Below are 22,194 nucleotides of genomic sequence, written 5' to 3' on the forward strand. Positions count from 1 at the left end.
CGCAAGCGGTCACCTTGCGTCAGGCGGTCGCGGTCACCATCGTGAGGCGATGTCTCGCGCTCCGCCCATCATCCACCACCCCGCCTTTCGCGCCGAAATGCCGGCGGGGCACCGCTTCCCGATGGACAAGTTCTCGCGGCTGGCCAGCGTGCTGGAGGCCGACGGCGTTCCGGGGCCGGAGGGTTTCGCGCGGCCCGAGTTCATCGATGTCGAGACCCTGCGGCTGGCCCACACCGAGGACTATGTCCGGGGCGTGATCGAGCTGTCCCTGCCGGCCGATGTCGTCCGGCGGATCGGCATGCCCAATACCGACAGCGTCGCCACCCGCGCCCGGGCGGCGACGGGCGGCACCTTGCTGGCGGCGCGCCTGGCGCTGGAGCACGGGATCGCCTGCAACACCGCCGGCGGCAGCCATCACGCCTCGGCTGAGAGCGGGGCGGGGTTCTGCGTGTTCAACGACGTGGCGGTGGCCGCGCGGCGGTTGCTGGCGGAGGGCGCGATCGGCAAGGCGCTGGTCGTCGATCTCGACGTCCACCAGGGCGACGGCACGGCGCGAATCTTCGAGGACGACCCCAGCGTCTTCACCTTCTCGATGCACGCCGAGAAGAACTTCCCGCATCGCAAGGCGGTCAGCGACCTCGACATCGAGCTGGCCGACGGCACGGGCGATGCGGCGTATCTGGAAAAGCTCGGGGAGATCCTGCCGGCGCTGCTGGGCGGCGTCCGGCCGGACATCGTCTTCTTCAATGCGGGGGTCGATCCCCACGCGGAGGACAAGCTGGGTCGACTGTCGCTGACCGACGAAGGTCTGGAGCGACGGGAGGCCTTTGTCCTGGGCGCTTGTCTCGACAGGGAGATCCCGGTGGTCGGGGTCATCGGCGGCGGCTACGACGCGGATATCGATCGTCTGGCGGCCCGCCACGCCATCCTGCATCGGACGGCTAAATCCCTGTTTTCCTAAAGGTCTTATTCTTGATTGGGGTCCTTGAGACCCGGAGGCTTCGAGCCTCGCGGCGATCGCTCGATCGCCATCTCCGTCGGGGCGGTTCCGGATCGATCCGGAACGGGGCGCCCGACGAAGGCTACGCGGCGATCACTTAGATGCTCGAGGCGAGCGAACCGACGATAACGACGAGCGGCAGAACCGCGAGAACGAGCGAGGCGAAGCCGGCGACGGCGTTGGTCTTCATGGTCATGGTCTTGATCCCTGTTTTCTGTTGTCCGGCGCCCGTTGGCATCCGGTGATCAGGGATATAGGCGGTGACTCTCGTTAATGCACGTTACCCTTGCTTCATTACCCCGATTTAAGAAACTTTGTCGCACCCAACCGGCGTTACAGAGGATTAATGTTGTCGTTTGAAATTGTTTCTTGGGAAACTTTATCCTTTGAGACCATTCCTCCGGGCCCGGAACATCACTCCTCGCTGGGCGCCACCAAAAAGAGTCCACGCATCGTCGCGATCGGGGCAGACCGTGTCTCCTGCCAGGCCTCGACGTGCACATTGGCGATGCGGCGGCCCAGTTTCTTGATGCTGGCGCGGGCGTAGGTGGTCAGCGGCCGGCCCGAGCGCAGGTACTCGATCGAGACGTCGATCGTGCGCGGCTGGCGCTTCATCGGCGCCGCCACGGACAGCTGGGCGAGCGCCGTCATCTCCATGAAAGCGCCCAGCACCCCACCGTGGATGGCGGGCAACATCGGGTTGCCGACGATGTGCTGGGCGAACGGCAGGATCGCGGTCATCTCGTCGCCAGCCAGCTCGGCCTTGATCCCCAGGAAGCGGGCGTAGGGGATCGAGTCCAGCATCGAGACCAGGCGGGTGTCGGTGTCGCTCATTGGCCAGCTCCTTCGATCTTGGACCGCGGAGGCTTGAAGTTCGCGCCCGGCTTCTTGCCGGCGCTGCTGTCGAGCATGAAGGTCGCCTGGGCGGTGGCGACGGGGTCCTCGGGATCGCGGTCGTAGGCGACGGCGCGGACGAAGGCGACCGAGCGGGTCATCTTGTAGCAGTGGGCGCGGGCCAGCACGTCCAGGCCCGGCTCGGCCGCGCGCATGTAGTCGATGCGCAGGTCCAGCGTGGCGATCGAGGTCCAGGTGTCCATGGCCGCGTGCACGGCCTGGCCGCTGGCATGGTCGAGCAGGGTGGTGACCACCCCGCCGGCGATGACCCCCGTCTCGGGATCGCCGACGATCTCGGTGCGGTAGGGGACCTTCAGCACGGCGACGGCGTCGCCGATCTCCAGGGTCGAGAAGCCCAGCGCCTTGGCCTGGGGGCTGCCCTCGTTCATCGCCGTGGCGATGAGCTTGGTCTGTTCATGATCGATGCTCATGCGGATAGGCTTAGAGCCTGTCCGCTTTGGATGGAAACATCCAAAGCGGATAAACAGGCTCGCGCTCTTAGAGAAGGAACGTGGCAAGCGCTGAAACCGCAGACACTTTCAGCTGCCACGTTCCGGCCCTTCAGGCGTTGTCATATCCAGCCGTGATCAGACCCGAAGACCTTCTCTGTCCCCGACCGGATGGCCTCTACTGCCCGCCGGGAGACTTCTACATCGACCCCGTCCGCCCCGTGGGCCGGGCCGTGATCACCCATGGCCACGCCGACCATGCCCGCGCGGGGCACGGGGCGGTGGCCGCCACGCCCGAGACCCTGGCGATCATGGCCACGCGGTATGGCGAGGACTTCACAGAGCGCCGCCAGGCCGTCGCCTATGGCGAGACGGTCAGCCACAATGGCGTCGAGGTGACCCTGGTCCCGGCTGGCCACGTCCTGGGCTCGGCCCAGGCAGTGGTGCGGTGGAAGGGCCTGACCATGGTTGTGTCGGGCGACTACAAGCGTCGCCGCGATCCGACCTGCGCGCGGTTCGAGCCGGTCCCGTGCGACGTCTTCATCACCGAGGCGACGTTCGGCCTGCCGGTCTTCCGCCATCCTGACGACGCCGGCGAGATCAGGAGCCTGCTGGCCTCGGTCGAGCAGTTCCCGGAGCGCTGCCACATCGTCGGGGCCTATGCCCTGGGCAAGGCGCAGCGGGTGATCAGGCTGCTGCGCGAGGCGGGCTGGGAGAAGCCGATCTTCGTCCACGGGGCGCTGGAGCGGTTGAACGCCCTCTATGAAGCGCATGGCGTCGAGCTGGGTCCGCTGGCGCCCGCGACCGCGTCGGGTCCTAAGGAAGACTTCGCCGGCCAGATCATCATCGCCCCACCCAGCGCCGTGGCCGATCGCTGGTCGCGGCGGTTTCCCGATCCGGTCGACTGCTTCGCCTCGGGCTGGATGCGGGTGCGAGCCAGGGCGCGACAACGGGGCGTCGAGCTGCCGCTGATCCTTTCGGACCACGCCGACTGGGATGAGCTGACCGCGACCTTGTCGGAGCTTCGCCCAGGCGAGGTCTGGATCACCCACGGGCGGGAAGAGGCGCTGGAGCGGTGGTGCGAGCTGGAAGGCTTGCCGGCGCGGGCGCTGCGGCTGGTCGGCTACGACGAGGAGGAGGGGGAATGATCTCCCTTCCCCCTTGATGGGGGAAGGGGCGGGGATGGGGGTGATCTACTGAGCTACCGGTGTGCGCGGCATCGACCGCCGTATCACCTCACCCCTGCCCCTCCCCATCAAGGGGAGGGGATTGGATTTTCGCCCACGTATCGCGCCCGAGGCCGGATCAGCCGTCCCGTCTGCAGCTGCTCGATGGCATGCGCGGCCCAGCCGGCGCTGCGCGCCGTGGCGAACAGAATGAACGGCGCGTCGGGCGGCAGCATCAGGGTACGCGCCAGGCTGACCAAGGCGAAATCGATGTTCGGCAGGAGCCCTGTAGCGGTCTCGGTCGTCGTGCGCAGGTCGGCCAGCAAAGGCGGGGCTTCGAAGGCCGTCAGCAGCGCCGCCGCGCGCGGGTCGCCGTCGGGATAGAGCGGATGATCGAAGCCCGGCATCGACGCGCCTCGGGCGAGTCTCGCCGACACCGCATGCGTCGGGTCCCGGCGCTCTGCTTCCTCGACGAAGGCCTCGACCCGCGCGGCCATGCCGCCGTGCAGAGGGCCCGAAAGGGCTGAAAGTCCCGCCAGGCAGGCCGCCGACAGCGACGCTCCGGTCGAGGCCGCCACCCGCGCGGCGAAGGTCGAGGCGTTCAGCTCGTGGTCGGCCAGCAGCACCAGGGTGCGTCGGACAAGGTCTGCGCCGGCGGCGTCCAGCCCCCAGGCGGCGGCGAAGCGGACGTGGGCCGGGCCTTCGCCGGCCTGACCGGTGGCGGCGTCGACCACGGCCTCCAGCAGGTCGGCGGCCTCCATGGCTAGGGCGAGCGGCGCCCGCCCCCGCGCCGGCGGTTCGCGACCGGCGCGGGCGGCCAGGGTCAGGAACAGCCGACCGCGCGCGGTATCGGCGACGGGCGGCTCGGAACGACGCGAGGATTTCAGCGCCGCGCCATGGCCGCCGCGCAGCAGACGGCCGACATTCTCCAGGGTGAGGCCCTGGTCGGCCAGCTCCACAGCGTCGCGGCCGCGATACCAGAGGCGTCCGCCGGCCACGGTCGTGATCGCCGAGGGCAGTACGGGCTCGCCCCAGGCGATAGCCTCGGCGGCGACGTCGGCGGCGCGGCGCCCGCGCGCCTTCTTCTGGGCCAGAGCGGCGACATCCGAGGCGCGATAGAGGCTGCGGCGCGGGTCCTGCGGGTGGGCGGCGGCCTCGATCCGGCCCCGGCTGACATAGGCGTAGAGGGTCTGCGGCCGGATCCCCAGCCGTTCCAGAACCTGATCCGCGTCGAGCCAATCCGCCATATAGATTGATTATATTGATCAAGATTGACGATCAAGTCAAATCGGCGCGTTGTGCACTGCGAAAGGAGACCACTTCCATGTCTGATGGTCTTGAGGGCGTCATCGCCGCCCGCACCGTTCTGTCCGATGTCGACGGCGCCAAGGGCCGCCTGGTGATCCGAGGCTACGCCGTCGAGGATCTCTCGGGCCGCACCCGCTACGAGGAAGCCGCGCACCTGCTGTTCGACGGTTTCTTCGAGGACGCGCCCAGCGATCTGGCGCCGGCTCTTGGCGAGGCCCGTGTCCGCGCCTTCGCCGAGGTCGCCGCCCTGGACGAGGCCCTGGCCCGCCGCGATCCGGTCGAGGCCATGCGCGCCCTGCTGGCCCGCCTGCCCGACGGCGATGACCTGCCGACCGCCCTGCTGCTGATCGCCGCGCCGGCAGTCTTCACCCCGGCGGTGCTGCGCGTGGCGAAGGGCGAGCGCCCGGTCGCGCCCGATCCGGCCCTGTCGCACGCCGCCGACATCCTGCGGATGACCCGCGGGACGCCCGCCGCCGACGCCGAAGCCGCCGCCCTGGACGCCTATCTAGTCACGGTCTGCGATCACGGCCTTAACGCCTCGACCTTCGCCGCCCGCGTGGTGGCCTCGACCCGTGCGGGCCTGACCTCGGCGGTGCTGGCCGGGCTGTCGGCCTTGAAGGGCCCGCTACATGGCGGCGCGCCGGGACCGGTGATCGACATGCTCGACGAGATCGGCACGCCGGAAAACGCCCGTCCCTGGCTGGAGAAGGCCCTGGCGCGGGGCGATCGGCTGATGGGCTTCGGCCACCGGATCTACCGCGTACGCGACCCCCGCGCCGACGCCCTGAAGGCGGCCGTGCGCAAGCTGTCGGCGGCCTCCGGCGGCCTGCCGGGTCGCGTGGCCTTCGCCGAGGCCGTCGAGCGCGCCGCCCTGGAGATCCTGCGCGAGCACAAGCCCGACCGGCCGCTGGACACCAATGTCGAGTTCTACACGGCGCTGTTGCTTGAAGCGCTGGGCCTGCCCCCGTCCAGCTTCACCTGTGTCTTCGCCATGGGCCGCGTCGCCGGCTGGCTGGCCCACGCCCGCGAACAGCTGGCGGGCGGTCGCCTGATCCGGCCGCAGTCGGTCTATGTCGGACCGGAAGCGCGGGCGGCGGCTTAACGTCTGGTTAACCATGATTATCCACCCTGGGTAGCGGATACTATCCAGGGGGATTTTCATGCTCGCCTTCGTTGTGCTCGCCGCCGCTGTCGCTACGCCCGTCGAGACCGCCGGTGTCGACATGAGCTGCAGCGTGGGTGGCGCGCACCTGACCGTTTGGCAGGCCGGGCCGAACGGCACGACCCGCTCGCTTTCGGCCGACGCCAAGCCCGGCGAGACCTTCGTCGTCGACCTGGCCGCCTGGACGGCGACGGCCAAGCCCGTCATGGCCCTGAAGCCGACGGAATTTGGCTATCAGTCGAGCAACGGCGTGAACGGCGCGCGGCAGAGCACGGTGATCGATTGCGCCGCCCCCGACACGCCGCCGCTGCGGTTGCGGACGATGGCGTTCCCCGCCGGCTAGAACCGACGGGGCGGCATGGTAGAAGTCGGTCATGTCCTCGCCCGCAGCCGATCCCAAGGCCAGCCGAAACGTCGCCCTGCTGTCCGTCGCGACGGCGGCGATCCTGATCGCGGTCAAGGCGGTCGCCTGGCAGGCCAGCGGCTCGGTGGCGATCCTGGCTTCGCTGTCGGATTCAGCGCTGGATTTGGTGGCCTCGCTGATCACCCTGTTCGCGATCCGCTATGCCCAGGCCCCGCCGGACGCCGAGCACCGGTTTGGGCATGGCAAGGCCGAGGCCTTCTCCAGCCTGATGCAGGGCGGCCTGGTCTTCGCGTCGGGCGCCTTGATCGGTCGCGAGGCCTTCCACGCCTTCTTCAATCCCCGTCCGGTTGAGCACGGCCTGGCGGGGGTGATCGTCATGGTCGTCTCGATCGTCCTGACCCTGGCCCTGGTCGCCGCCCAGACCCGGGTACTGAAGGCCAGCGGTTCGATCGCCATCGCCGGCGACCGCGCCCACTACGCCGCCGACCTGGCCGCCAACGCCGTCGCCCTGGTCGGGGTCGGGGCCGCCGCGTGGCTGGGCCTGTCCTGGGTGGACGCGGCGGCTGGCCTGATCGTGGCCCTGTGGCTGGTCTGGGGCGCGGTGGGCGTGTTCCGCGAGGCCTCCAACCAGCTGATGGACCACGAACTGCCCGAGGAAGACCGCGCCAGGATCCTGGAGCTGGCGACCGCCGATCCGCGCATCCTGGGCGTCCACCAGCTGCGGACGCGGGCTTCGGGACCGTATGTTCATATGCAGATGCACGCCGACCTGGCCGCCGACATCTCGTTGACCGAGGCCCACACCATCATGGTCGAGGCCGAGAACCGCCTGCTGGAAGCCTTCCCGGCGGCCGATATCCTGATCCACCCCGACCCGCGCGGCCGGGCCGAGAAACACGGCGGGCTGTTCTCGCAAGCCGTCGAGGGTTGAGTTCTCCGAGCGTGTGAGAGTACGGAACCGTATGGACGACGCTCTCTCCCATCTCCCCCGCGCCTTCGCCGGCAAGACCGTGCTGGTCCTCGGCGACGTGATGCTGGACCGCTTCATCTACGGCGCGGTCGACCGGATCTCGCCCGAGGCGCCGGTGCCGGTGATCGCGGTGGAGAAGGAAACCGCCATGCTGGGCGGCGCGGGCAATGTCGCCCGCAACGTGGCGGCGCTCGGCGCCAAGGCCGTGTTGATCGGCCTGGTCGGCCAGGATGACGCCGGCGCGGCCCTGCGCGGCATGATCGACGCCGAGGCCGGCCTTGAGGCCGAACTGGTCGTCGATCCCAAGCGCCGCACGACCGAGAAGGTTCGCTACATTTCCGGCTCGCACCAGATGCTCCGCGTCGACCGCGAGGATCGGGGCGCCGGCGACGGCGCTGCGCTGCTGGCGGCCTTCAAGGCGCGCTTGGCCACCGCCGATGTCGTGGTGCTGTCAGACTACGCCAAGGGCGTGCTGACCCCCGAGGTCGTGCGCGGCGCCATCGACGCGGCCCGCGCCGCCGGCAAGCCGGTGATCGTCGATCCCAAGAGCCGCGACTTCGCCCGCTACGACGGCGCGACCCTGATCAAGCCCAACCGCAAGGAAGCCGCCGAGGCCACGGGCATCACCGACAACAGCGACGAGGCCTCCGAAGAGGCCGGCGCGGCGATCTTGGCCATGGCGCCGGGCCTGGACGCCGCGCTGATTACGCGGGGCGGCGCCGGCATGACCCTGTCGGTTCGTGGCCAAACTCCCGTCCACCTGCCGGCGACCGCCATCGAGGTATTCGACGTCTCGGGCGCGGGCGACACGGTGGCCGCGACCCTGGCGCTGTCGGTGGCGGCGGGCGCGAGCCTGGCCGACGCGGCCCATCTGGCCAACCTGGCCGGTGGTCTGGTCGTCGCCAAGCTGGGCACCGACGTGGTCACCGCCGCCGAACTGATGGCCCGCGCCGGCTCGGCCCAGGGCGAGCCCGGCGAGATCAAGATCGCTGACCGCGACCAAGCCCGGCAGATCGTCGAAGGCTGGCGCACGCGCGGCCTGAAGGTTGGCTTCACCAACGGCTGCTTCGACCTGCTGCACCCCGGCCACGTCTCGCTGCTGTCGCAGTCGAAGGCGGCCTGCGACCGGCTGATCGTCGGCCTCAACACCGACGCTTCGGTCTCCAAGCTGAAAGGGCCGACCCGTCCGGTGCAGAAGGAGCAGGGCCGCGCCACGGTGCTGGCGTCGCTGTCGTCGGTGGACCTGGTGGTGCTGTTCGACGAGGACACGCCGCTGGACTTGATCAAGGCCTTCCGCCCCGACGTGCTGGTCAAGGGCGCCGACTACACGGTCGAGACCGTGGTCGGTTCGGACGTGGTTCTGGGCTATGGCGGCAAGGTCGTCCTGGCCGAGCTGAAGCAGGGCCAGAGCACGACGAACCTCATCGCGCGCATGAACAGCTGATCTCGCGACGCGTGAGTCAAAACGCCGCGCAAAAGCCTGGATTTCCAGGCTAAACGCCGTTCAGCAATCTCTTGTTAAGCAAAGCGGCGCATCGCTCCTACGATGCAGCCTGAGCGCAACTGGGCATGAGCGTCGAACGCACCCTTCACCATTTCCCCCTGGACCCCGCCTCGCGGCAGGTGCGTCTTGCGCTGGGCGAGAAGCGGCTCGTGTTCGTCGAGGTCCAGGTCCGCTACTGGGAAATGCCGCCCGAGTTCACGTCGCTGAACCCGTCGGGCCTGCCGCCGGTGCTGGTCGAGACCCGCAACCAGCGCAATCTCGTCGTCTGCGAGACCCGGGCCATCCTCGAACACATCGAAGAGACGGAAACCGAGCCGCCGTTGCTGGGTCGCGACCCGGCCGAGCGCGCCGAGGCCCGCCGTCTGCTGCAATGGTTCGACCGCAAGTTCGACAACGAGGTCAACGGCTTCCTCCTGCACGAGAAGATGGAGAAGCGCCTGCTGCGCATGGGCGCGCCGGACCTGGCCGCCCTTCGCCAGGGTCGCGAGGCCCTGCGCATGCACCTGGGCTATATCGACGGCCTGCTGCAGACCCGCGACTGGCTGGCCGGTCGCCGCATGAGCCTGGCCGATTTCGCCGCCGCGGCGCACCTGTCGGTCATCGACTATTTCGGCGACGTCCCGTGGAAGGACTTCCCGACCGCCAAGACCTGGTACATGAAGCTGAAGTCGAGGCCGGCCTTCCGTCCGATCCTGGCCGACCGCTGGCCCGGCCTCGCGCCGGCCGCGCACTATGACGACCTCGACTTCTGAGCTGACGCCCGAAACGATCAAGGACGAGATCCGCGCCGAGGCCCTGAAGCTGGGCTTCTCGGCCTGCGGCTTCGCGGACGCGGCGGCGGCCTGGCCCAATGGCGAGTGGCTGCGTGAGTTCGTCGAGGCCGACCGCCACGGGGCCATGGGCTGGATGGAGGAGACGCTGGAGCGGCGCTCCCACCCGACCGCCATGTGGACCGACGCGAAGTCGGCGGTGGTGCTCGGCGTCAACTACGGGCCCGACATCGATCCGCTGGAGCAATTGGCGGCCACGGATCGCGCCGCCATCTCGGTCTACGCCCAGGGCGACGACTACCACGACGTGATCAAGAAACGCCTGAAGGAGCTGGCCGGTTGGATGCATCGCCGGTTCGGCAACGAGGTGAAGGTCTTCGTCGACACCGCCCCGCTGATGGAAAAGCCGTTGGCGGAGCGCGCGGGCCTGGGCTGGCAGGGCAAGCATACCAACCTGGTCTCGCGCCAGTTCGGCTCGTGGCTGTTCCTGGGCAGCGTGCTGACGACGCTCGACCTGCCGCCGGACGACGCTGAGGTTGATCACTGCGGCTCGTGCCGGGCGTGTCTGGACATTTGTCCGACCAACGCCTTCCCGACGGCGCGCCAGCTGGATGCGCGACGGTGCATCTCGTACCTGACCATCGAGCTCGCGGGGCCGATCCCGGCGGAGTTTCGCGAGGCCCTGGGCAACCGGATTTATGGCTGCGACGACTGCCTGGCTGTCTGTCCGTGGAATAAGTTCGCGTCGCTTTCCAGCGAGGCCAAGCTGCAGGCGCGGGAGGCGCTGAAGCAGCCGTCCCTGGCCGAGCTGGCGGTTCTGGATGACGCCGAGTTTCGGGCTCTGTTCTCGAAGAATCCGATCAAGCGGATCGGGCGGGACCGCTTCGTGCGCAACGTGCTCTATGCGATCGGCAACAGCGGCGACGCCGCGCTCATCGCGGTGGTCGAGCCGCTGTTGAGCGACCCAGCGCCGGTTGTGCGCGGGGCGGCCGTTTGGGCGGCGCGGCGGTTGGTGGGAGGCGGGGCGGCAGCGCTCAAGGGCGCCGAGGATGACGCCGAGGTGCTGGCGGAGTGGGGCCGGCGACTTGCCCCCTCCGCGCTTCGCGCTCCTCCCCCATAGGGGGAAGAAGGATCACGCGTCTCCTTCCGCCCGCCTTTGGGGGCGGACGACCTGCGAAGCAGGTCAGGTGGGGGGAATTACCCTTTAAGCGCGGCTTCCACCGCCGCCCGCGCCGCCGCGCCCAGGTCGGCGCGCTTCAGCGCCAGGGCCACGTTCGCCTTCAGCAGACCGATCTTGTCGCCGCAGTCGTGGGTCACGCCTTCGTAGACATAGGCGTGGAAGTCCTGCTGGGTCATCAGCTTGGCCATCGAGTCCGTAAGCTGGATCTCGTTGCCCGCGCCCTTTTCCTGTTCAGCCAGCAGGTCGAAGATCTCGGGCTGCAGGATGTAGCGGCCGGCGATCGACCAGTTCGAGGGCGCCGTGCCCTGGGGCGGCTTCTCGACCATGCCGGTCATGGTGGCCAGGCGACCGTCGATCTGGCCGGGGGCGACGATGCCGTACTTGTGGGTCTCGCTGTCGGGCACTTCCTCGACGCCGATGACATTGCCGCCGCCGACCTTGTCATAGACCTCGATCAGCTGGCCCAGCGCCGAGGGATCGGCATCGACGATGACGTCGGGCAGCATGACCGCGAACGGCTCGTCGCCGATGATGTCGCGGGCGCACCAGACGGCGTGGCCCAGGCCCAGCGGGGCCATCTGGCGCACGAAGCTCATCTCGCCGGGCTTGGGCAGCTCGTCGCGCAGTTGCTTGAGGATATCGTGCTTGCCCTTGGCTTCCAGCTGGGCTTCCAGCTCGACCTGATGGTCGAAATAGTCCTCGATCGCGCCCTTGGAGCGGCCGGTGACGAAGACGAAGTGCTCGATGCCGGCCTTGCGGCCTTCCTCGACGATGTACGAGAGGATCGGCCGGTCGACGACGTTCAGCAGTTCCTTCGGCGTCGTCTTGGTGCCGGGCAGCACGCGGGTGCCCAGGCCGGCGACGGGGAGGACGGCTTTACGAACGGGTTTCATGAGCGGCTCGTCTGACTGTTCGGGAGGCCGGTTTTAGAAGGCGTCGCGACCGAACGCCACCATTGTTCGGTGGTTCCCGGAAACCTGCGGAGATGGCGAAGCGGGCGGTTCGTGCTAGCTGAACGGCCAGTTTCGTCCGAGGTCCGCCCAATGCAACGCCGCGCCCTGCTTCTCACCCTCGCCGCCGCTGGCCTGACCCTGGCCGCCTGCGAACCCAGCAAGACGGCGCAGGAGAACCTCTCGATCGCCGACGAATTCATGGCCAAGAACGCCAAGGAGCCGGGGGTCATCACCCTGCCCCAGGGCCTGCAATACAAGATCGTGCGCGAGGGCCCACAAGGCGGCATGCACCCGACCAAGGCCGACGAGGTCAAGGTCCACTACGAGGGCAAGCTGATCGACGGCACGGTGTTCGACTCGAGCTACGAGCGCGGCGTGCCGGCGGTGTTCCCGCTGGACGGCCTGGTGCCGGCCTGGATCATCGCCCTGCAGCGCATGAAGGCGGGCGACGAATGGATGCTCTACGTGCCGCCGGCCCTGGGCTACGGCGACGCGGACAAGGGCGCGATCCCGCCCAACAGCGTGATGATCTTCCGCATCGAGCTGCTGGACGTGAACCGGATCGGGTCGGGCAAGCCGAAGGAATAAATCCTCCCCCCGAGGGGGAGGATTTCAGATCAAACCGCCCGCGGCGGGTAACCGCTCTCGCGCAGCGCATCCATGACTTCCTGGGTGTGCTGGGCGTCGCGGGTCTCGATGGTGATGTCGAACTCCGCGCCCTTGGCCGGGACGTCCAGGGCCAGGCGGTTGTGGTTCACCTCGATGATGTTGGCGCCCATGGTCCCGATGACGGAGGCCACGGTCGACAGCAGCCCCGGACGGTCGTCGCCGATGATGCGCAGGCTGATCAGGCGCTGGGCGCGGACCAGTTCGCGGGTCAGGACTGAGGCCAGCAGGCGGGTGTCGATGTTGCCGCCGCACAGGATCAGGCCGCACTTCTTGCCCCGGAAGCGCTCCGGATAGGCCAGCAGCGCCGCCAGTGAGGCCGCGCCCGCGCCTTCAGCAATGGTCTTTTCGACATTGCAGTACAGCGAGACGGCCTGCTCCAGGTGAGGCTCTTCCAGCAGCAGCACATCGTCGATCAGCGGGCGCACGACACCGTAGGTCAGCTCGCCGACCTGCTTGACCGCCACGCCCTCGGCGATGGTCTGGCCGCCGCAGTGGGCCGCGACGCCGCGCATCTTGGCGGTGAAGGACGGATACATCGCCGGCTCGCAGCCGATGATACGGATGTTCGGGTTCAGCGCCTTGGCCGCCGTGGCCACGCCGCTGATCAGGCCGCCGCCGCCGATCGGCACGGGCAGGATCTCCAGATCTGGCGCGTCTTCCAGCATTTCCAGGGCGATCGTGCCCTGGCCGGCCATGATGTCGTAGTCGTCGAACGGGTGGACGAAGGTCAGGCCCTGCTCGTCGCGCAGCTTGCGAGCGTGGGCGTTGGCGTCGTCATAGGTCTCGCCTTCGATAACCACGGTCGCGCCGAAGTCGCGGGTGTGCTGCACCTTCACGAAGGGCGTGGTCTTGGGCATGACGATGGTGACGGGCACGCCGAGGCGGGCGCCGTGATATGCGAGGCCTTGCGCGTGGTTGCCGGCGCTGGCGGCGATGACGCCCTGCTTCTTCTCGGCTTCCGAGAGCAGCATCAGCTTGTTCAGCGCGCCGCGCTCCTTGTAGGCGGCGGTGAACTGCAGGTTCTCGAACTTCACCCACACCTCGGCGCCGGTAATCTTCGACAGGGTCTTGGAGTGGCGGCACGGCGTGCGCTCGATCTGACCCTGGAGACGGCCGGCGGCGGCCTGGATGGCGGCGAGGTCGAGGGTCATGTCATCCACTTCTGTCGCGGCGAGAACGCGCCGTGGCGCGGCCTCTAGCACGACCAGGCGCTCCGGGCACGTCTCTTAGGGCGCTTCGTTCAGCAGCTTTTCTATCGCCGCCCAGGCTTCCGGCTCGCTCAGCATGGGCGCGTGACCGACGCCGGGGACCTCGGCATAGGCCATGGACGGGGCGGCGGCGCGCATGCGCTCGGCGATGCCGGCGTCGATCAGGTCGGAGATTTCGCCGCGCACCAGCAGCAGCGGGCGGTCCTTCGCGAGGGCCCGGAACAGCGGATACATGTCGGGCGGGGCGAGAGCCGCACCGCCGTCGGCCTGGCTTTTCGCGGCCGCTTCGGCGGCGGCCTTGATTGGGGCCGAGATGTCCGGGTCGTAGGCCAGGACGTAGCCGCCGTCCGTCTCGTCGAACAGCCGGCGGGCGAAGACGTCCCAGTCGTCGGGGCCGTAGGCCGGGAAGGCGGCCTGGTTGATCGCCTTGGCGTAGGCGACGGCGGCGTCCCAGGTCTCGAAACTGCTGGCCATACCGGTATAGCCGGCGATGCGGGCCAGGCCGACGGGCGAGAGCTCCGGGCCGACGTCGTTCAGCACGGCCGCGGCGATCGCCTGGGGCATGATCGAGGTCAGCACCATGGTGATCAGGCCGCCCATGCTGGTGCCGACGAACACCGCTTTCTCGATCCCGGCCGCCTGGAGCAGCGAGATGACGTCGGCGGCATAGGTCCCAGGATGGTAGTTCATCGGGTTCGGATCGCGAGCCGACAGGCCTCGGCCGCGCACGTCGACGGCCAGCACACGGCGACCGGTGGCGGCGATGCGCGGCGCCAGGTCCTCGAAGTCGCGGGCGTTGCGGGTCAGGCCGTGGATGCAGATCACCGGCAGCTTCTGTGCGTCGCCGACGGGCGCATAGTCGCGGGCGTGCAGCGGCAGGCCTTCGTGCGAGGTCCAGAAGAAGTCGGTGAAGGTCATCTCGTGTTCCTTCTCATCACTTGCCCCCTCGGCGCCTGCGGCGCTCCTCCCCCGGAGGGGGAAGAAGGATATGCGCGAACCTTCTGCCCCCTATGGGGGCGGACGACCACGCAAAGCGTGGCCAGGTGGGGGCCTGCGGCGTTGGCCGCCTAGTACGCGAACGGCGTCTCGATCTCGCTCAACAATGGCGCGGCGTTGTCGCGATCGTTAGCGGTGATCTCGCTCACCGCGATCGGCCAGTCGATTCCGATCGCCGGATCGCTCCACCGCACCGCGCCCTCGGCCGTCGGGGCGTAGTAGTCCGTCACCTTGTAGAGCACCTCGCAGGCGTCGGTCAGGGTGACGTAGCCGTGGGCGAAGCCCTTGGGCACCAGCAGTTGCTGGCGGTTCTCGGCCGACAACTCGGCGCCGACCCACTGGCCATAGGTCGGCGAGCCTTCGCGGATATCCACCGCCACGTCGAAGATCGAGCCGACCACGCAGCGCAGCAGCTTGTCCTGGGCGTGCGGCGGCTTCTGGTAGTGCAGGCCCCGCTGGATGCCACGCGTCGTCGAGCGCACATGGTTGTCCTGGACGAAGGCGGCCTTGAATCCAGCCTCTTCCAGCGCCGACTGGCGGAAGGTCTCGGAAAACCAGCCGCGCTCATCGCCATGGCGCGCGGGCGTGATAAGCAGCACTTCGGGGATCGCCAGCGGCGTGATCTTCATGACGCGTACTTCGATTTGAGAAACGAACTGGCCACCGATGCCGCCTGAAGCGACCGAAAACAAGGCCCCGGCGGTGACCGTGGTGATCGTCTCCTACCAGAGCGGCCCGACGCTGGAAGAGTGCCTCAAGCGCCTGCAAGCCCAGACCTTCCGCGATTTCGAGACCATCCTGATCGACAACGCCTCGACCGACGGCGCCCCGCAGGCGGCGGCCAAGGCCCATCCGTGGGTCGATTTTGTCGAGGCGGGTTCGAACTTGGGCTTCGCGGCCGGCAACAACTTCGCGGTCCGGCGCGCCAAGGGCCGCTGGCTCGTTCTGCTCAATCCGGACGCCTATGCCGAACCCGATTGGCTGGAAGAGCTGATGGCCGGCGTGGAGCGCCACCCGACGGTAAAGAGCTTCGCCTCGCTGCAGCTGTCGGCCGACCGGCCGGGCCTGCTGGACGGGGCCGGCGACAACGTCACCAGCGCGGGCATACCGTTCCGGGGCGGGTATGGCCGCAAGCTGCCGGCGGTTTTGCCCGAGGGCGAGGTGTTCTCGGCCTGCGGCGCGGCCATGCTGATCGATCGGGAGCTGTTCCTCGAGGTCGGCGGCTTCGACGAGCGCTACTTCTGCTACTGCGAGGACGTCGACCTGGGCTATCGCCTGCGCCTCTATGGTCAGCCGACCCTGCTGCTGCCCAAGGCCAGGGTCGCCCACGTGGGGTCGGCCAGCACCGGGGTGCGGTCGGACTTCTCGATCTTCCACGGCTCGCGCAACCGAGTCTGGACATTCCTCAAGAACACGCCCGGCTGGCTGTTCCCGGTCACCCTGCCGCTGCATGTGGCGGTGACGGCGGGTCTGCTGTTGCTGCACTGGCGGCGCGGCGACGTCGCCCCGGCGATCCGGGGCATCAAGGCGGCGCTGAAGCGCGAGGACCTCGACCAGGTGATGGCCGACCGCCGCGCGATCCAGGCCAAGCGCAAGGCCTCGCCCGGCGCGATCCTGCGGGTGATGTCGATCGATCCGGCGGCGTTTATCGGCCGCCGCTTCGTGATCCGCAGCGCGCGGGATCTCTAGACCGACAGGTCCTCGATCAACCTTCTCATGAAGGCCGCGCCGCGCTGCATCTGGCTGATCTCGACATACTCGTCAGGCTGGTGGGCCTGGTCGATCGAACCGGGACCACAGATCACCGTTGAGAAGCCCGCACCCTGGAACTGCCCGGCCTCGGCGGCGTAGGGCACGACGCGAGCGGGGCCGTTGTCACCGGCCAGCCTGCGGGCGAAGGTCTCGGCGACGCCGTCCTCCTCGGGCGCGAAGGCCGGAGTCAGGGAGCGGCGCTCGACCTTGACGCCGCCTTCCGGGGCCTTGGCCTTGATCTCGGCGTCCATCCGCGCGGCCTCGGCGAAGAACTCGGCCAGGATCGCCATCGGTTCCATGCCGGCCGGTGTGCGCAGGTCGAACAGGAACGAACATTCGCGGGCCAGGATGTTCCCTGCCGTGCCGCCATGGATCATGCCGATAGTCAGGGACGCGCCCTTGGGCGTGAACGGCGAGGTCGGATCGGCCTCGCGCTCCAGCTTTTCCGAGAGCTCGACCAGCATCGCCATCAGCTTGATGGCCATGGTGTTGGCCGAGACGCCCAGGTGGGTAAGGCTGGAATGGGCTTCGCGGCCGGTGACGGTGACCGTGAAGGTGGCGATGCCCTTGTGGCCGCGCACCGCGACCATGTCGGTGGGCTCGCCGACCACCACGAGGCCCGGGCGCGGCGTCTCGCGGGCGATGGTCGCGATCATGTCCGGCGCGCCCAGGCAGCCGACCTCCTCGTCATAGGAGAAGGCCAGGTGGACGGGCTTGCTCAGCGTGGCCTGGGCCAGGTCCGGCGCGGCGGCGAGGGCCAAGGCCAGGAACCCTTTCATGTCGCAGGTGCCTCGGCCGTAGAGCCGGCCGTCCCGCTCGGTTAGCACCCAGGGGTCGCTGGACCAGGGCTGACCGTCGACCGGGACGACGTCGGTATGGCCGGACAGCACCACCCCGCCATCGACCGCCGGGCCGATGGTCGCCATCAGGTTCGACTTGGTCCCGTCGGCGTTCGGCACGCGGCGGGTCGGAACATCGAGATCGGCCAGATAGGCCTCGACCCACTGGATCAGCTCCAGGTTCGAGCGGCGCGAGGTGGTGTCGAACGCCACCAGCGTTCTGAGGATGTCGACGGCGCGGTCAGACAGGACTTCGGATGAGGAAACCATGGCGGAAGCCTAGACCCGTTCTCCCCGCGCCGCCTACCCGGGCGCAGCAAGATCGCGCTCCCATGCGTTGTTGATCGCGAAAAGCACAGCAAAAGCCCATGGGAGACGCCCGTGATCGACCTTTACACCTGGACCACGCCCAACGGCCGCAAGGCCTCGATCATGCTGGAAGAGGTCGGGCTGCCGTACCGGGTGCATCCCGTGGATCTGTCCAAGGACCAGCAGTTCGACCCGAACTTCCTGGCCATCTCGCCCAACAACAAGATCCCCGCCATCGTCGACCACGATGCCCCCGGCGGTCCGCAGGCGGTGTTCGAGAGCGGCGCGATCCTGGTCTATCTGGCCGAGAAGACGGGCAAGTTCCTGGCCCCGGAGGGGCCGGAGCATTGGGCGGCCCTGGAGTGGACCTTCTGGCAGGTCGGGGGCCTGGGGCCCATGGCCGGCCAATACGGCTATTTCGCCATCCGCGCCGAGGAGAAGGTCCCGGCCGCTATCACCCGCTTCGGCGGCGAGGTCGCGCGGCTGCTGGGCGTGCTGGACCGGCGGCTGAACGACCATCCTTGGATCGCCGGCGAGCACTATTCGATCGCCGATATCGCCAGCTACAGCTGGACCCGGGCGGTGCTGGACGCCCTGGCCAAGGCCGATCCGGACAGTGATCCCGGCGTCCCGGCGGTCGAGGCCTGGCTGATGGCCGTGGAGGCCCGCCCCGCCGTTCAACAGGGCATGGGCGTGCCCAAGGTTTAGGAAAACTCCGCCCGGTCGGGGAAAATCGGCCTCGCCCGACGCGTTCAGCCGCTTTTCTTCGGCGACGCTGTTCTCTAGAGGGAACGGACCATGATCCTGACCCTCTCCTGCCCCGACCAGCGCGGCATCGTCGCCAAGGTGTCCGCCTTCCTGTTCGAGCGCGGCTGCAACATCCTCGACGCCCAGCAGTTCGACGACCAGGAGACCGGTCAGTTCTTCATGCGCGTGGTGTTTGACGCCGATGGCGCCGACCGCTCGGCCGTGCGTGGCGAGTTCGGCGCCCTGGCCGAGCCGTTGAAAATGAAGTGGTCCCTGCGTGATCGCGCCGAGCGCTATCGCGTGCTGCTGCTGGCCAGCAAGTTCGACCACTGCCTGGCCGACCTCGTCTATCGCTGGCGGATCGGCGAGCTGCCGATGGACATCGCCGGCGTGGTCTCCAACCACCCGGCCGAGACCTACGAGCACATCGACCTGTCGGGCCTGCCCTTCCACCACATGCCGGTGACCAAGGAGACCAAGTTCGAGCAGGAAGCCGACCTCTGGAAGCTGATCCAGGAGACCAAGACCGACATCGTCGTCCTCGCCCGCTACATGCAGGTTCTGTCGGACGGCCTGTCGGCCAAGCTCCAGGGCCGCTGCATCAACATCCACCACTCGTTCCTGCCGGGCTTCAAGGGCGCCAAGCCCTATCACCAGGCCCATGCGCGCGGCGTGAAGTTGATCGGCGCCTCGGCCCACTACGTGACCGGCGACCTCGACGAAGGTCCGATCATCGAGCAGGACGTCGAGCGCATCAGCCACCGCGACACGCCGGAAGACCTGGTCCGCAAGGGTCGCGACATCGAACGCCGCGTGCTGGCGCGGGCCCTGCGCTACCGCCTCGAGGACCGCGTCCTGCTGAACGGCCGCAAGACCGTGGTGTTCACGGACTAGGGTTCTGCTACCCGTGTTCGAGCGCGAAATGTTGCGCGTACACTAAAAACTGGATACGGGGCGTCCTCTTCTCCGCCCCAAGGCTACCTGGCGAATGTCGCAGCAGAATCTTCGCGTGATGGTGACCGGCGGGTCGGGCTTCATCGGCTCGGCCGTGTGCCGTCACCTGGCCGGCCAGAACGATGTCGCGATCCTCAACTACGACAAGCTGACCTATGCCGCCTCGCCGGCCAGCTTGGCCATGCTGGAAGGCAAGGCCGACTACCAGTTCGTGCAGGGCGACGTCGCCGACGCGGCGGCGGTCTCGGCCACGATCAAGGCCTTCCGCCCCAACGTGGTCATGCACCTGGCCGCCGAGAGCCACGTCGACCGCTCGATCACCGGCCCGGGTGAGTTCATTCAAACGAACATCGTTGGCGCCTATGTCATGCTGCAGGCGGCGCTGGAGCACTGGCAGGGTCTCGAGGGCGCCGAGAAGGAAGCCTTCCGTTTCCACCACATCTCGACCGACGAGGTGTTTGGAAGCCTGGGCGCCGAGGGGCTGTTCTCCGAGACCACGCCCTACGATCCGCGTTCACCCTATTCGGCGTCGAAGGCCTCGTCCGACCACCTGGCCCGCGCCTGGCATCACACCTACGGCCTGCCGGTGGTGGTCTCCAACTGCTCGAACAATTACGGCCCCTATCACTTCCCCGAGAAGCTGATCCCGCTGGTCACGCTGAACGCGCTCAAGGGCAAGCCGCTGCCGGTCTACGGCAAGGGCGACAATGTCCGCGACTGGCTGCACGTCGAGGACCACGCCCGCGCCCTGCACCTGATCGCCACCAAGGGCGTCCCGGGCGAGAGCTACAATGTCGGCGGCCGCAACGAACGCACTAATCTCCAGGTCGTCGAGACGATCTGCGACATCCTCGACGAACTGCGCCCGATCGCGGGCCAGAGTCGCCGCGACCTGATCACCTTTGTCGCCGACCGTCCGGGCCACGACGCCCGCTACGCCATCGACGCCACCAAGCTGGAAACCGAGCTGGGCTGGCAGGCCCAGGAGACCTTCGACACCGGCTTGCGCAAGACCATCCAGTGGTACCTCGACAACGAGGCCTGGTGGGCGCCGCTGCGCGAGCGCTATGCCGGCCAGCGCCTGGGGTTGAAGACCGCTTGACGCCCCGCATCGCCCTCTTCGGCGCCAACGGCCAGCTGGGTTCGGATCTCCAGGTCCTGGCGAGCCGGCGTGGCTTGGACCTGCTGCCAGTGACCCGCGCCCAGGTGGACGCGACCGATCCGGCGGCGAGCTTCGATGGCTTGGACTTCGACGTCGCCATCAACTGCGTGGCCGCGACCCGCGTCGACGACTGCGAGAAGGACCTGGTTCCGGCCGAGGCGATCAACGCTGTCTTCGCCGGCCACCTGGCCCAGGCCTGCGCCGCCAAGGGCGCGCGGCTGGTGCAGGTCTCGACCGACTATGTCTATGGCGGCCAGGCCGAGCGCGAGCCGCTGTCGGAAGCCGTCGAGCGCGCCCCGGTCAATGTCTATGGCGCGACCAAGGCCCTGGGCGAGGACCTGGCGTTTCAGGCGCACGGCGACGTCATCGTCGCCCGCGTCGCCTCGCTGTTCGGCGTGGCCGGGGCCAGCGGCAAGGGCGGCAACTTCGTCGAGACCATGATCCGTCTGGCTAAGGAGCGCGGCCGTCTCACCGTCGTCGATGACCAAGTGATGTCGCCGACCGCCTCGTGGGACGCGGGCGAGGCGATCCTCGACCTGATCGCGGCCCAGGCGCCGGCGGGCGTGTATCACGTGGTCAATTCGGGCGTGGCCAGCTGGTGCGCGTTCGCCCAGGCGATCATCGAGAAGGCCGGCGTGGAGGCCGAGGTCGTCCCGATTCCGACGTCACAGTTCCCGACCCCCGCGCGCCGGCCACCGTATAGCGCGCTGTCGAACGCCAAGCTGGAGGCCGCGATCGGTCGCCCCATGCCGCCCTGGACCGACGCCCTGGATCGCTACCTGGCGGCCAAGGGTTACGTCTGAGACCGGTATCGCCAAAATTTCTTCCAAATCATCGCGTTGAAACGCCGGCCCCGGATCGAAAGCGCTCACGCTCGTGAGAATTCCGCTCTAGATTCCGGCCGTCAGGACTGAAGAAGAAGACGTAATGAAGGGCATCATCCTCGCGGGCGGATCGGGTACGCGCCTCCATCCCGTGACCATGGCGATCAGCAAGCAACTGCTGCCGGTCTTCGACAAACCCATGATCTACTATCCGCTGTCGGTTCTGATGATGGCCGGCGTGCGCGACGTGATGATCATCTCCACCCCGCGCGACCTGCCCCTGTTCCAGGGACTGCTGGGCGACGGGTCGAAGTGGGGGATCAACATCGTCTATGCCGAGCAGGCCAATCCGAACGGCCTGGCCGAGGCTTACCGCATCGGCGCGGACTTCGTCGGCAATGAGCCCAGCATCCTCGTCCTGGGCGACAACCTGTTCTACGGCGCGGGCCTGGGCCGGCTTTTGAGCGCCGCCAAGGAGCGCTCCAAGACCGGGGCCAGTGTCTTCGCCTATTTCGTCAACGATCCGCAGCGCTACGGCGTCGTCGAGTTCGACGGGGCCGGCAAGGCCGTCTCGATCGAGGAGAAGCCGCAGAAGCCGCGCTCGAACTGGGCGGTGACGGGCCTCTACATGTACGACAAGCGCGTGGTCGACTTCGCCCGCGACCTGCAGCCCTCGGCGCGCGGCGAGCTGGAGATCACCGACATCAACCGGATCTACCTGGAAGCCGGGGACCTGTCGGTCGAGCGCATGGGCCGAGGCTTTGCCTGGCTGGACACCGGCACCCACGACAGCCTGCTGGAGGCCTCGGAATTCGTGCGCACGCTCGAACATCGGCAGGGCCTGAAGATCGGCTGCGTCGAGGAAGTCGCCTACCAGAACGGCTGGATCTCGACCGAGCAGCTGCTGGGCCTGGCCCACGAGCTGAACAAGTCGCCGTACGGCGCCTATCTCGCGATGATCGCCTCCCAGGAGCGGGATCGCCTCTAGTCGCTTGGCAAACCGCCGGTTTCCAA

General features: G+C 68.2%; 24 protein-coding genes. 15 read left to right on the plus strand and 9 right to left on the minus strand.

Annotated features, from left to right (window positions below):
- Window positions 1–49: 49 nt before the first annotated feature.
- Entirely contained in the window at window positions 50–961 is a 912-nt protein-coding gene (locus tag AC07NN_RS23215; protein ID WP_494646182.1) for a histone deacetylase family protein, read from the plus strand.
- Between the two features lie 136 nt (window positions 962–1,097).
- Here AC07NN_RS23215 and AC07NN_RS23220 read toward each other — a convergent pair whose 3' ends face one another.
- The 3 genes from AC07NN_RS23220 to AC07NN_RS23230 form a co-directional block, all read right to left on the minus strand.
- Window positions 1,098–1,196, minus strand: a complete 99-nt coding sequence (locus tag AC07NN_RS23220) for a hypothetical protein (protein ID WP_494646183.1) — start codon at window positions 1,194–1,196, stop codon at window positions 1,098–1,100.
- Between the two features lie 218 nt (window positions 1,197–1,414).
- A complete protein-coding gene (locus tag AC07NN_RS23225; RefSeq protein WP_494646184.1) occupies window positions 1,415–1,834 on the minus strand; it encodes a PaaI family thioesterase in 420 nt (139 codons plus the stop codon).
- Entirely contained in the window at window positions 1,831–2,325 is a 495-nt protein-coding gene (locus AC07NN_RS23230) for a PaaI family thioesterase (RefSeq protein WP_494646185.1), read from the minus strand. Before AC07NN_RS23230 ends, AC07NN_RS23225 begins: the two co-directional genes overlap by 4 nt.
- A gap of 137 nt (window positions 2,326–2,462) precedes the next feature.
- Here AC07NN_RS23230 and AC07NN_RS23235 point away from each other — a divergent pair, with 137 nt between their 5' ends.
- Entirely contained in the window at window positions 2,463–3,491 is a 1,029-nt protein-coding gene (locus AC07NN_RS23235) for a ligase-associated DNA damage response exonuclease (protein WP_494646186.1), read from the plus strand.
- Between the two features lie 107 nt (window positions 3,492–3,598).
- On the opposite strand, the gene AC07NN_RS23240 is transcribed toward AC07NN_RS23235, so the two are convergent.
- Window positions 3,599–4,756 carry a citrate/2-methylcitrate synthase gene (locus AC07NN_RS23240; RefSeq protein WP_494646187.1) on the minus strand — a complete coding sequence of 386 codons (1,158 nt, stop codon included), beginning with the start codon at window positions 4,754–4,756 and terminating at the stop codon, window positions 3,599–3,601.
- Between the two features lie 77 nt (window positions 4,757–4,833).
- On the opposite strand from AC07NN_RS23240, the gene AC07NN_RS23245 reads away from it, so the two are divergent.
- The 6 genes from AC07NN_RS23245 to queG all read left to right on the plus strand — a co-directional run bounded on the left by AC07NN_RS23245 (window position 4,834) and on the right by queG (window position 10,707).
- Window positions 4,834–5,919 (plus strand): citrate synthase/methylcitrate synthase, encoded by a 1,086-nt coding sequence (locus AC07NN_RS23245; RefSeq protein WP_494646188.1) that lies wholly within the window; start codon window positions 4,834–4,836, stop codon window positions 5,917–5,919.
- Window positions 5,920–5,977: 58 nt separating this feature from the next.
- On the plus strand, window positions 5,978–6,322 hold the full coding sequence (locus AC07NN_RS23250; protein ID WP_494646189.1) for a hypothetical protein: 345 nt from the start codon (window positions 5,978–5,980) through the stop codon (window positions 6,320–6,322).
- 31 nt (window positions 6,323–6,353) lie between these two features.
- Window positions 6,354–7,274: a cation diffusion facilitator family transporter gene (locus AC07NN_RS23255; protein WP_494646190.1), complete on the plus strand. Its 921-nt coding sequence runs from the start codon at window positions 6,354–6,356 to the stop codon at window positions 7,272–7,274.
- A 31-nt stretch (window positions 7,275–7,305) separates the two neighbouring features.
- Window positions 7,306–8,757 (plus strand): D-glycero-beta-D-manno-heptose-7-phosphate kinase, encoded by a 1,452-nt coding sequence (gene rfaE1, locus AC07NN_RS23260; protein ID WP_494646191.1) that lies wholly within the window; start codon window positions 7,306–7,308, stop codon window positions 8,755–8,757.
- A 125-nt stretch (window positions 8,758–8,882) separates the two neighbouring features.
- A complete protein-coding gene (fzlA, locus tag AC07NN_RS23265; protein ID WP_494646192.1) occupies window positions 8,883–9,569 on the plus strand; it encodes an FtsZ-binding protein FzlA in 687 nt (228 codons plus the stop codon).
- Window positions 9,550–10,707 (plus strand): tRNA epoxyqueuosine(34) reductase QueG, encoded by a 1,158-nt coding sequence (gene queG, locus AC07NN_RS23270; protein WP_494646193.1) that lies wholly within the window; start codon window positions 9,550–9,552, stop codon window positions 10,705–10,707. The genes fzlA and queG overlap by 20 nt, the downstream gene beginning before the upstream one ends.
- Before the next feature lie 77 nt (window positions 10,708–10,784).
- Here the strand turns inward: queG and AC07NN_RS23275 are convergent, their stop codons facing one another.
- On the minus strand, window positions 10,785–11,660 hold the full coding sequence (locus AC07NN_RS23275; protein WP_494646194.1) for a UTP--glucose-1-phosphate uridylyltransferase: 876 nt from the start codon (window positions 11,658–11,660) through the stop codon (window positions 10,785–10,787).
- 150 nt (window positions 11,661–11,810) lie between these two features.
- On the opposite strand from AC07NN_RS23275, the gene bamJ reads away from it, so the two are divergent.
- Window positions 11,811–12,308: a BamJ family beta-barrel-assembly machinery protein gene (gene bamJ, locus AC07NN_RS23280; RefSeq protein ID WP_494646195.1), complete on the plus strand. Its 498-nt coding sequence runs from the start codon at window positions 11,811–11,813 to the stop codon at window positions 12,306–12,308.
- Between the two features lie 29 nt (window positions 12,309–12,337).
- Here bamJ and AC07NN_RS23285 read toward each other — a convergent pair whose 3' ends face one another.
- From AC07NN_RS23285 to rfbC, 3 genes are all read right to left on the minus strand, one after another.
- The gene (locus AC07NN_RS23285) at window positions 12,338–13,540 is read right to left on the minus strand and encodes a threonine ammonia-lyase (RefSeq protein WP_494646196.1); all 1,203 of its coding nucleotides are present in this window, start codon (window positions 13,538–13,540) and stop codon (window positions 12,338–12,340) included.
- Between the two features lie 75 nt (window positions 13,541–13,615).
- Window positions 13,616–14,515 (minus strand): alpha/beta fold hydrolase, encoded by a 900-nt coding sequence (locus tag AC07NN_RS23290; protein WP_494646197.1) that lies wholly within the window; start codon window positions 14,513–14,515, stop codon window positions 13,616–13,618.
- A gap of 149 nt (window positions 14,516–14,664) precedes the next feature.
- Window positions 14,665–15,222 (minus strand): dTDP-4-dehydrorhamnose 3,5-epimerase, encoded by a 558-nt coding sequence (rfbC, locus tag AC07NN_RS23295; protein WP_494646198.1) that lies wholly within the window; start codon window positions 15,220–15,222, stop codon window positions 14,665–14,667.
- Window positions 15,223–15,259: 37 nt separating this feature from the next.
- Here rfbC and AC07NN_RS23300 point away from each other — a divergent pair, with 37 nt between their 5' ends.
- A complete protein-coding gene (locus tag AC07NN_RS23300; protein WP_494646199.1) occupies window positions 15,260–16,282 on the plus strand; it encodes a glycosyltransferase family 2 protein in 1,023 nt (340 codons plus the stop codon).
- On the opposite strand, the gene argE is transcribed toward AC07NN_RS23300, so the two are convergent.
- A complete protein-coding gene (gene argE / locus AC07NN_RS23305) occupies window positions 16,279–17,454 on the minus strand; it encodes an acetylornithine deacetylase (RefSeq protein WP_494646200.1) in 1,176 nt (391 codons plus the stop codon). The genes AC07NN_RS23300 and argE overlap by 4 nt on opposite strands.
- Before the next feature lie 111 nt (window positions 17,455–17,565).
- Between argE and AC07NN_RS23310 the strand changes: the two genes are divergently transcribed.
- From AC07NN_RS23310 to rfbA, 5 genes are all read left to right on the plus strand, one after another.
- Complete coding sequence (locus AC07NN_RS23310; protein WP_494646201.1) at window positions 17,566–18,201, plus strand: glutathione S-transferase N-terminal domain-containing protein; 636 nt, start codon at window positions 17,566–17,568, stop codon at window positions 18,199–18,201.
- A 90-nt stretch (window positions 18,202–18,291) separates the two neighbouring features.
- On the plus strand, window positions 18,292–19,134 hold the full coding sequence (gene purU, locus AC07NN_RS23315) for a formyltetrahydrofolate deformylase (RefSeq protein ID WP_492816341.1): 843 nt from the start codon (window positions 18,292–18,294) through the stop codon (window positions 19,132–19,134).
- Between the two features lie 94 nt (window positions 19,135–19,228).
- Window positions 19,229–20,296 carry a dTDP-glucose 4,6-dehydratase gene (gene rfbB, locus AC07NN_RS23320; RefSeq protein ID WP_494646202.1) on the plus strand — a complete coding sequence of 356 codons (1,068 nt, stop codon included), beginning with the start codon at window positions 19,229–19,231 and terminating at the stop codon, window positions 20,294–20,296.
- Window positions 20,293–21,159, plus strand: a complete 867-nt coding sequence (gene rfbD, locus AC07NN_RS23325; RefSeq protein ID WP_494646203.1) for a dTDP-4-dehydrorhamnose reductase — start codon at window positions 20,293–20,295, stop codon at window positions 21,157–21,159. The genes rfbB and rfbD overlap by 4 nt, the downstream gene beginning before the upstream one ends.
- Before the next feature lie 124 nt (window positions 21,160–21,283).
- Window positions 21,284–22,168 (plus strand): glucose-1-phosphate thymidylyltransferase RfbA, encoded by an 885-nt coding sequence (rfbA, locus tag AC07NN_RS23330; protein WP_494646204.1) that lies wholly within the window; start codon window positions 21,284–21,286, stop codon window positions 22,166–22,168.
- The last annotated feature ends 26 nt before the right edge of the window (window positions 22,169–22,194 follow it).

This window comes from Caulobacter sp. GW821-FHT09H08, assembly GCF_059415885.1.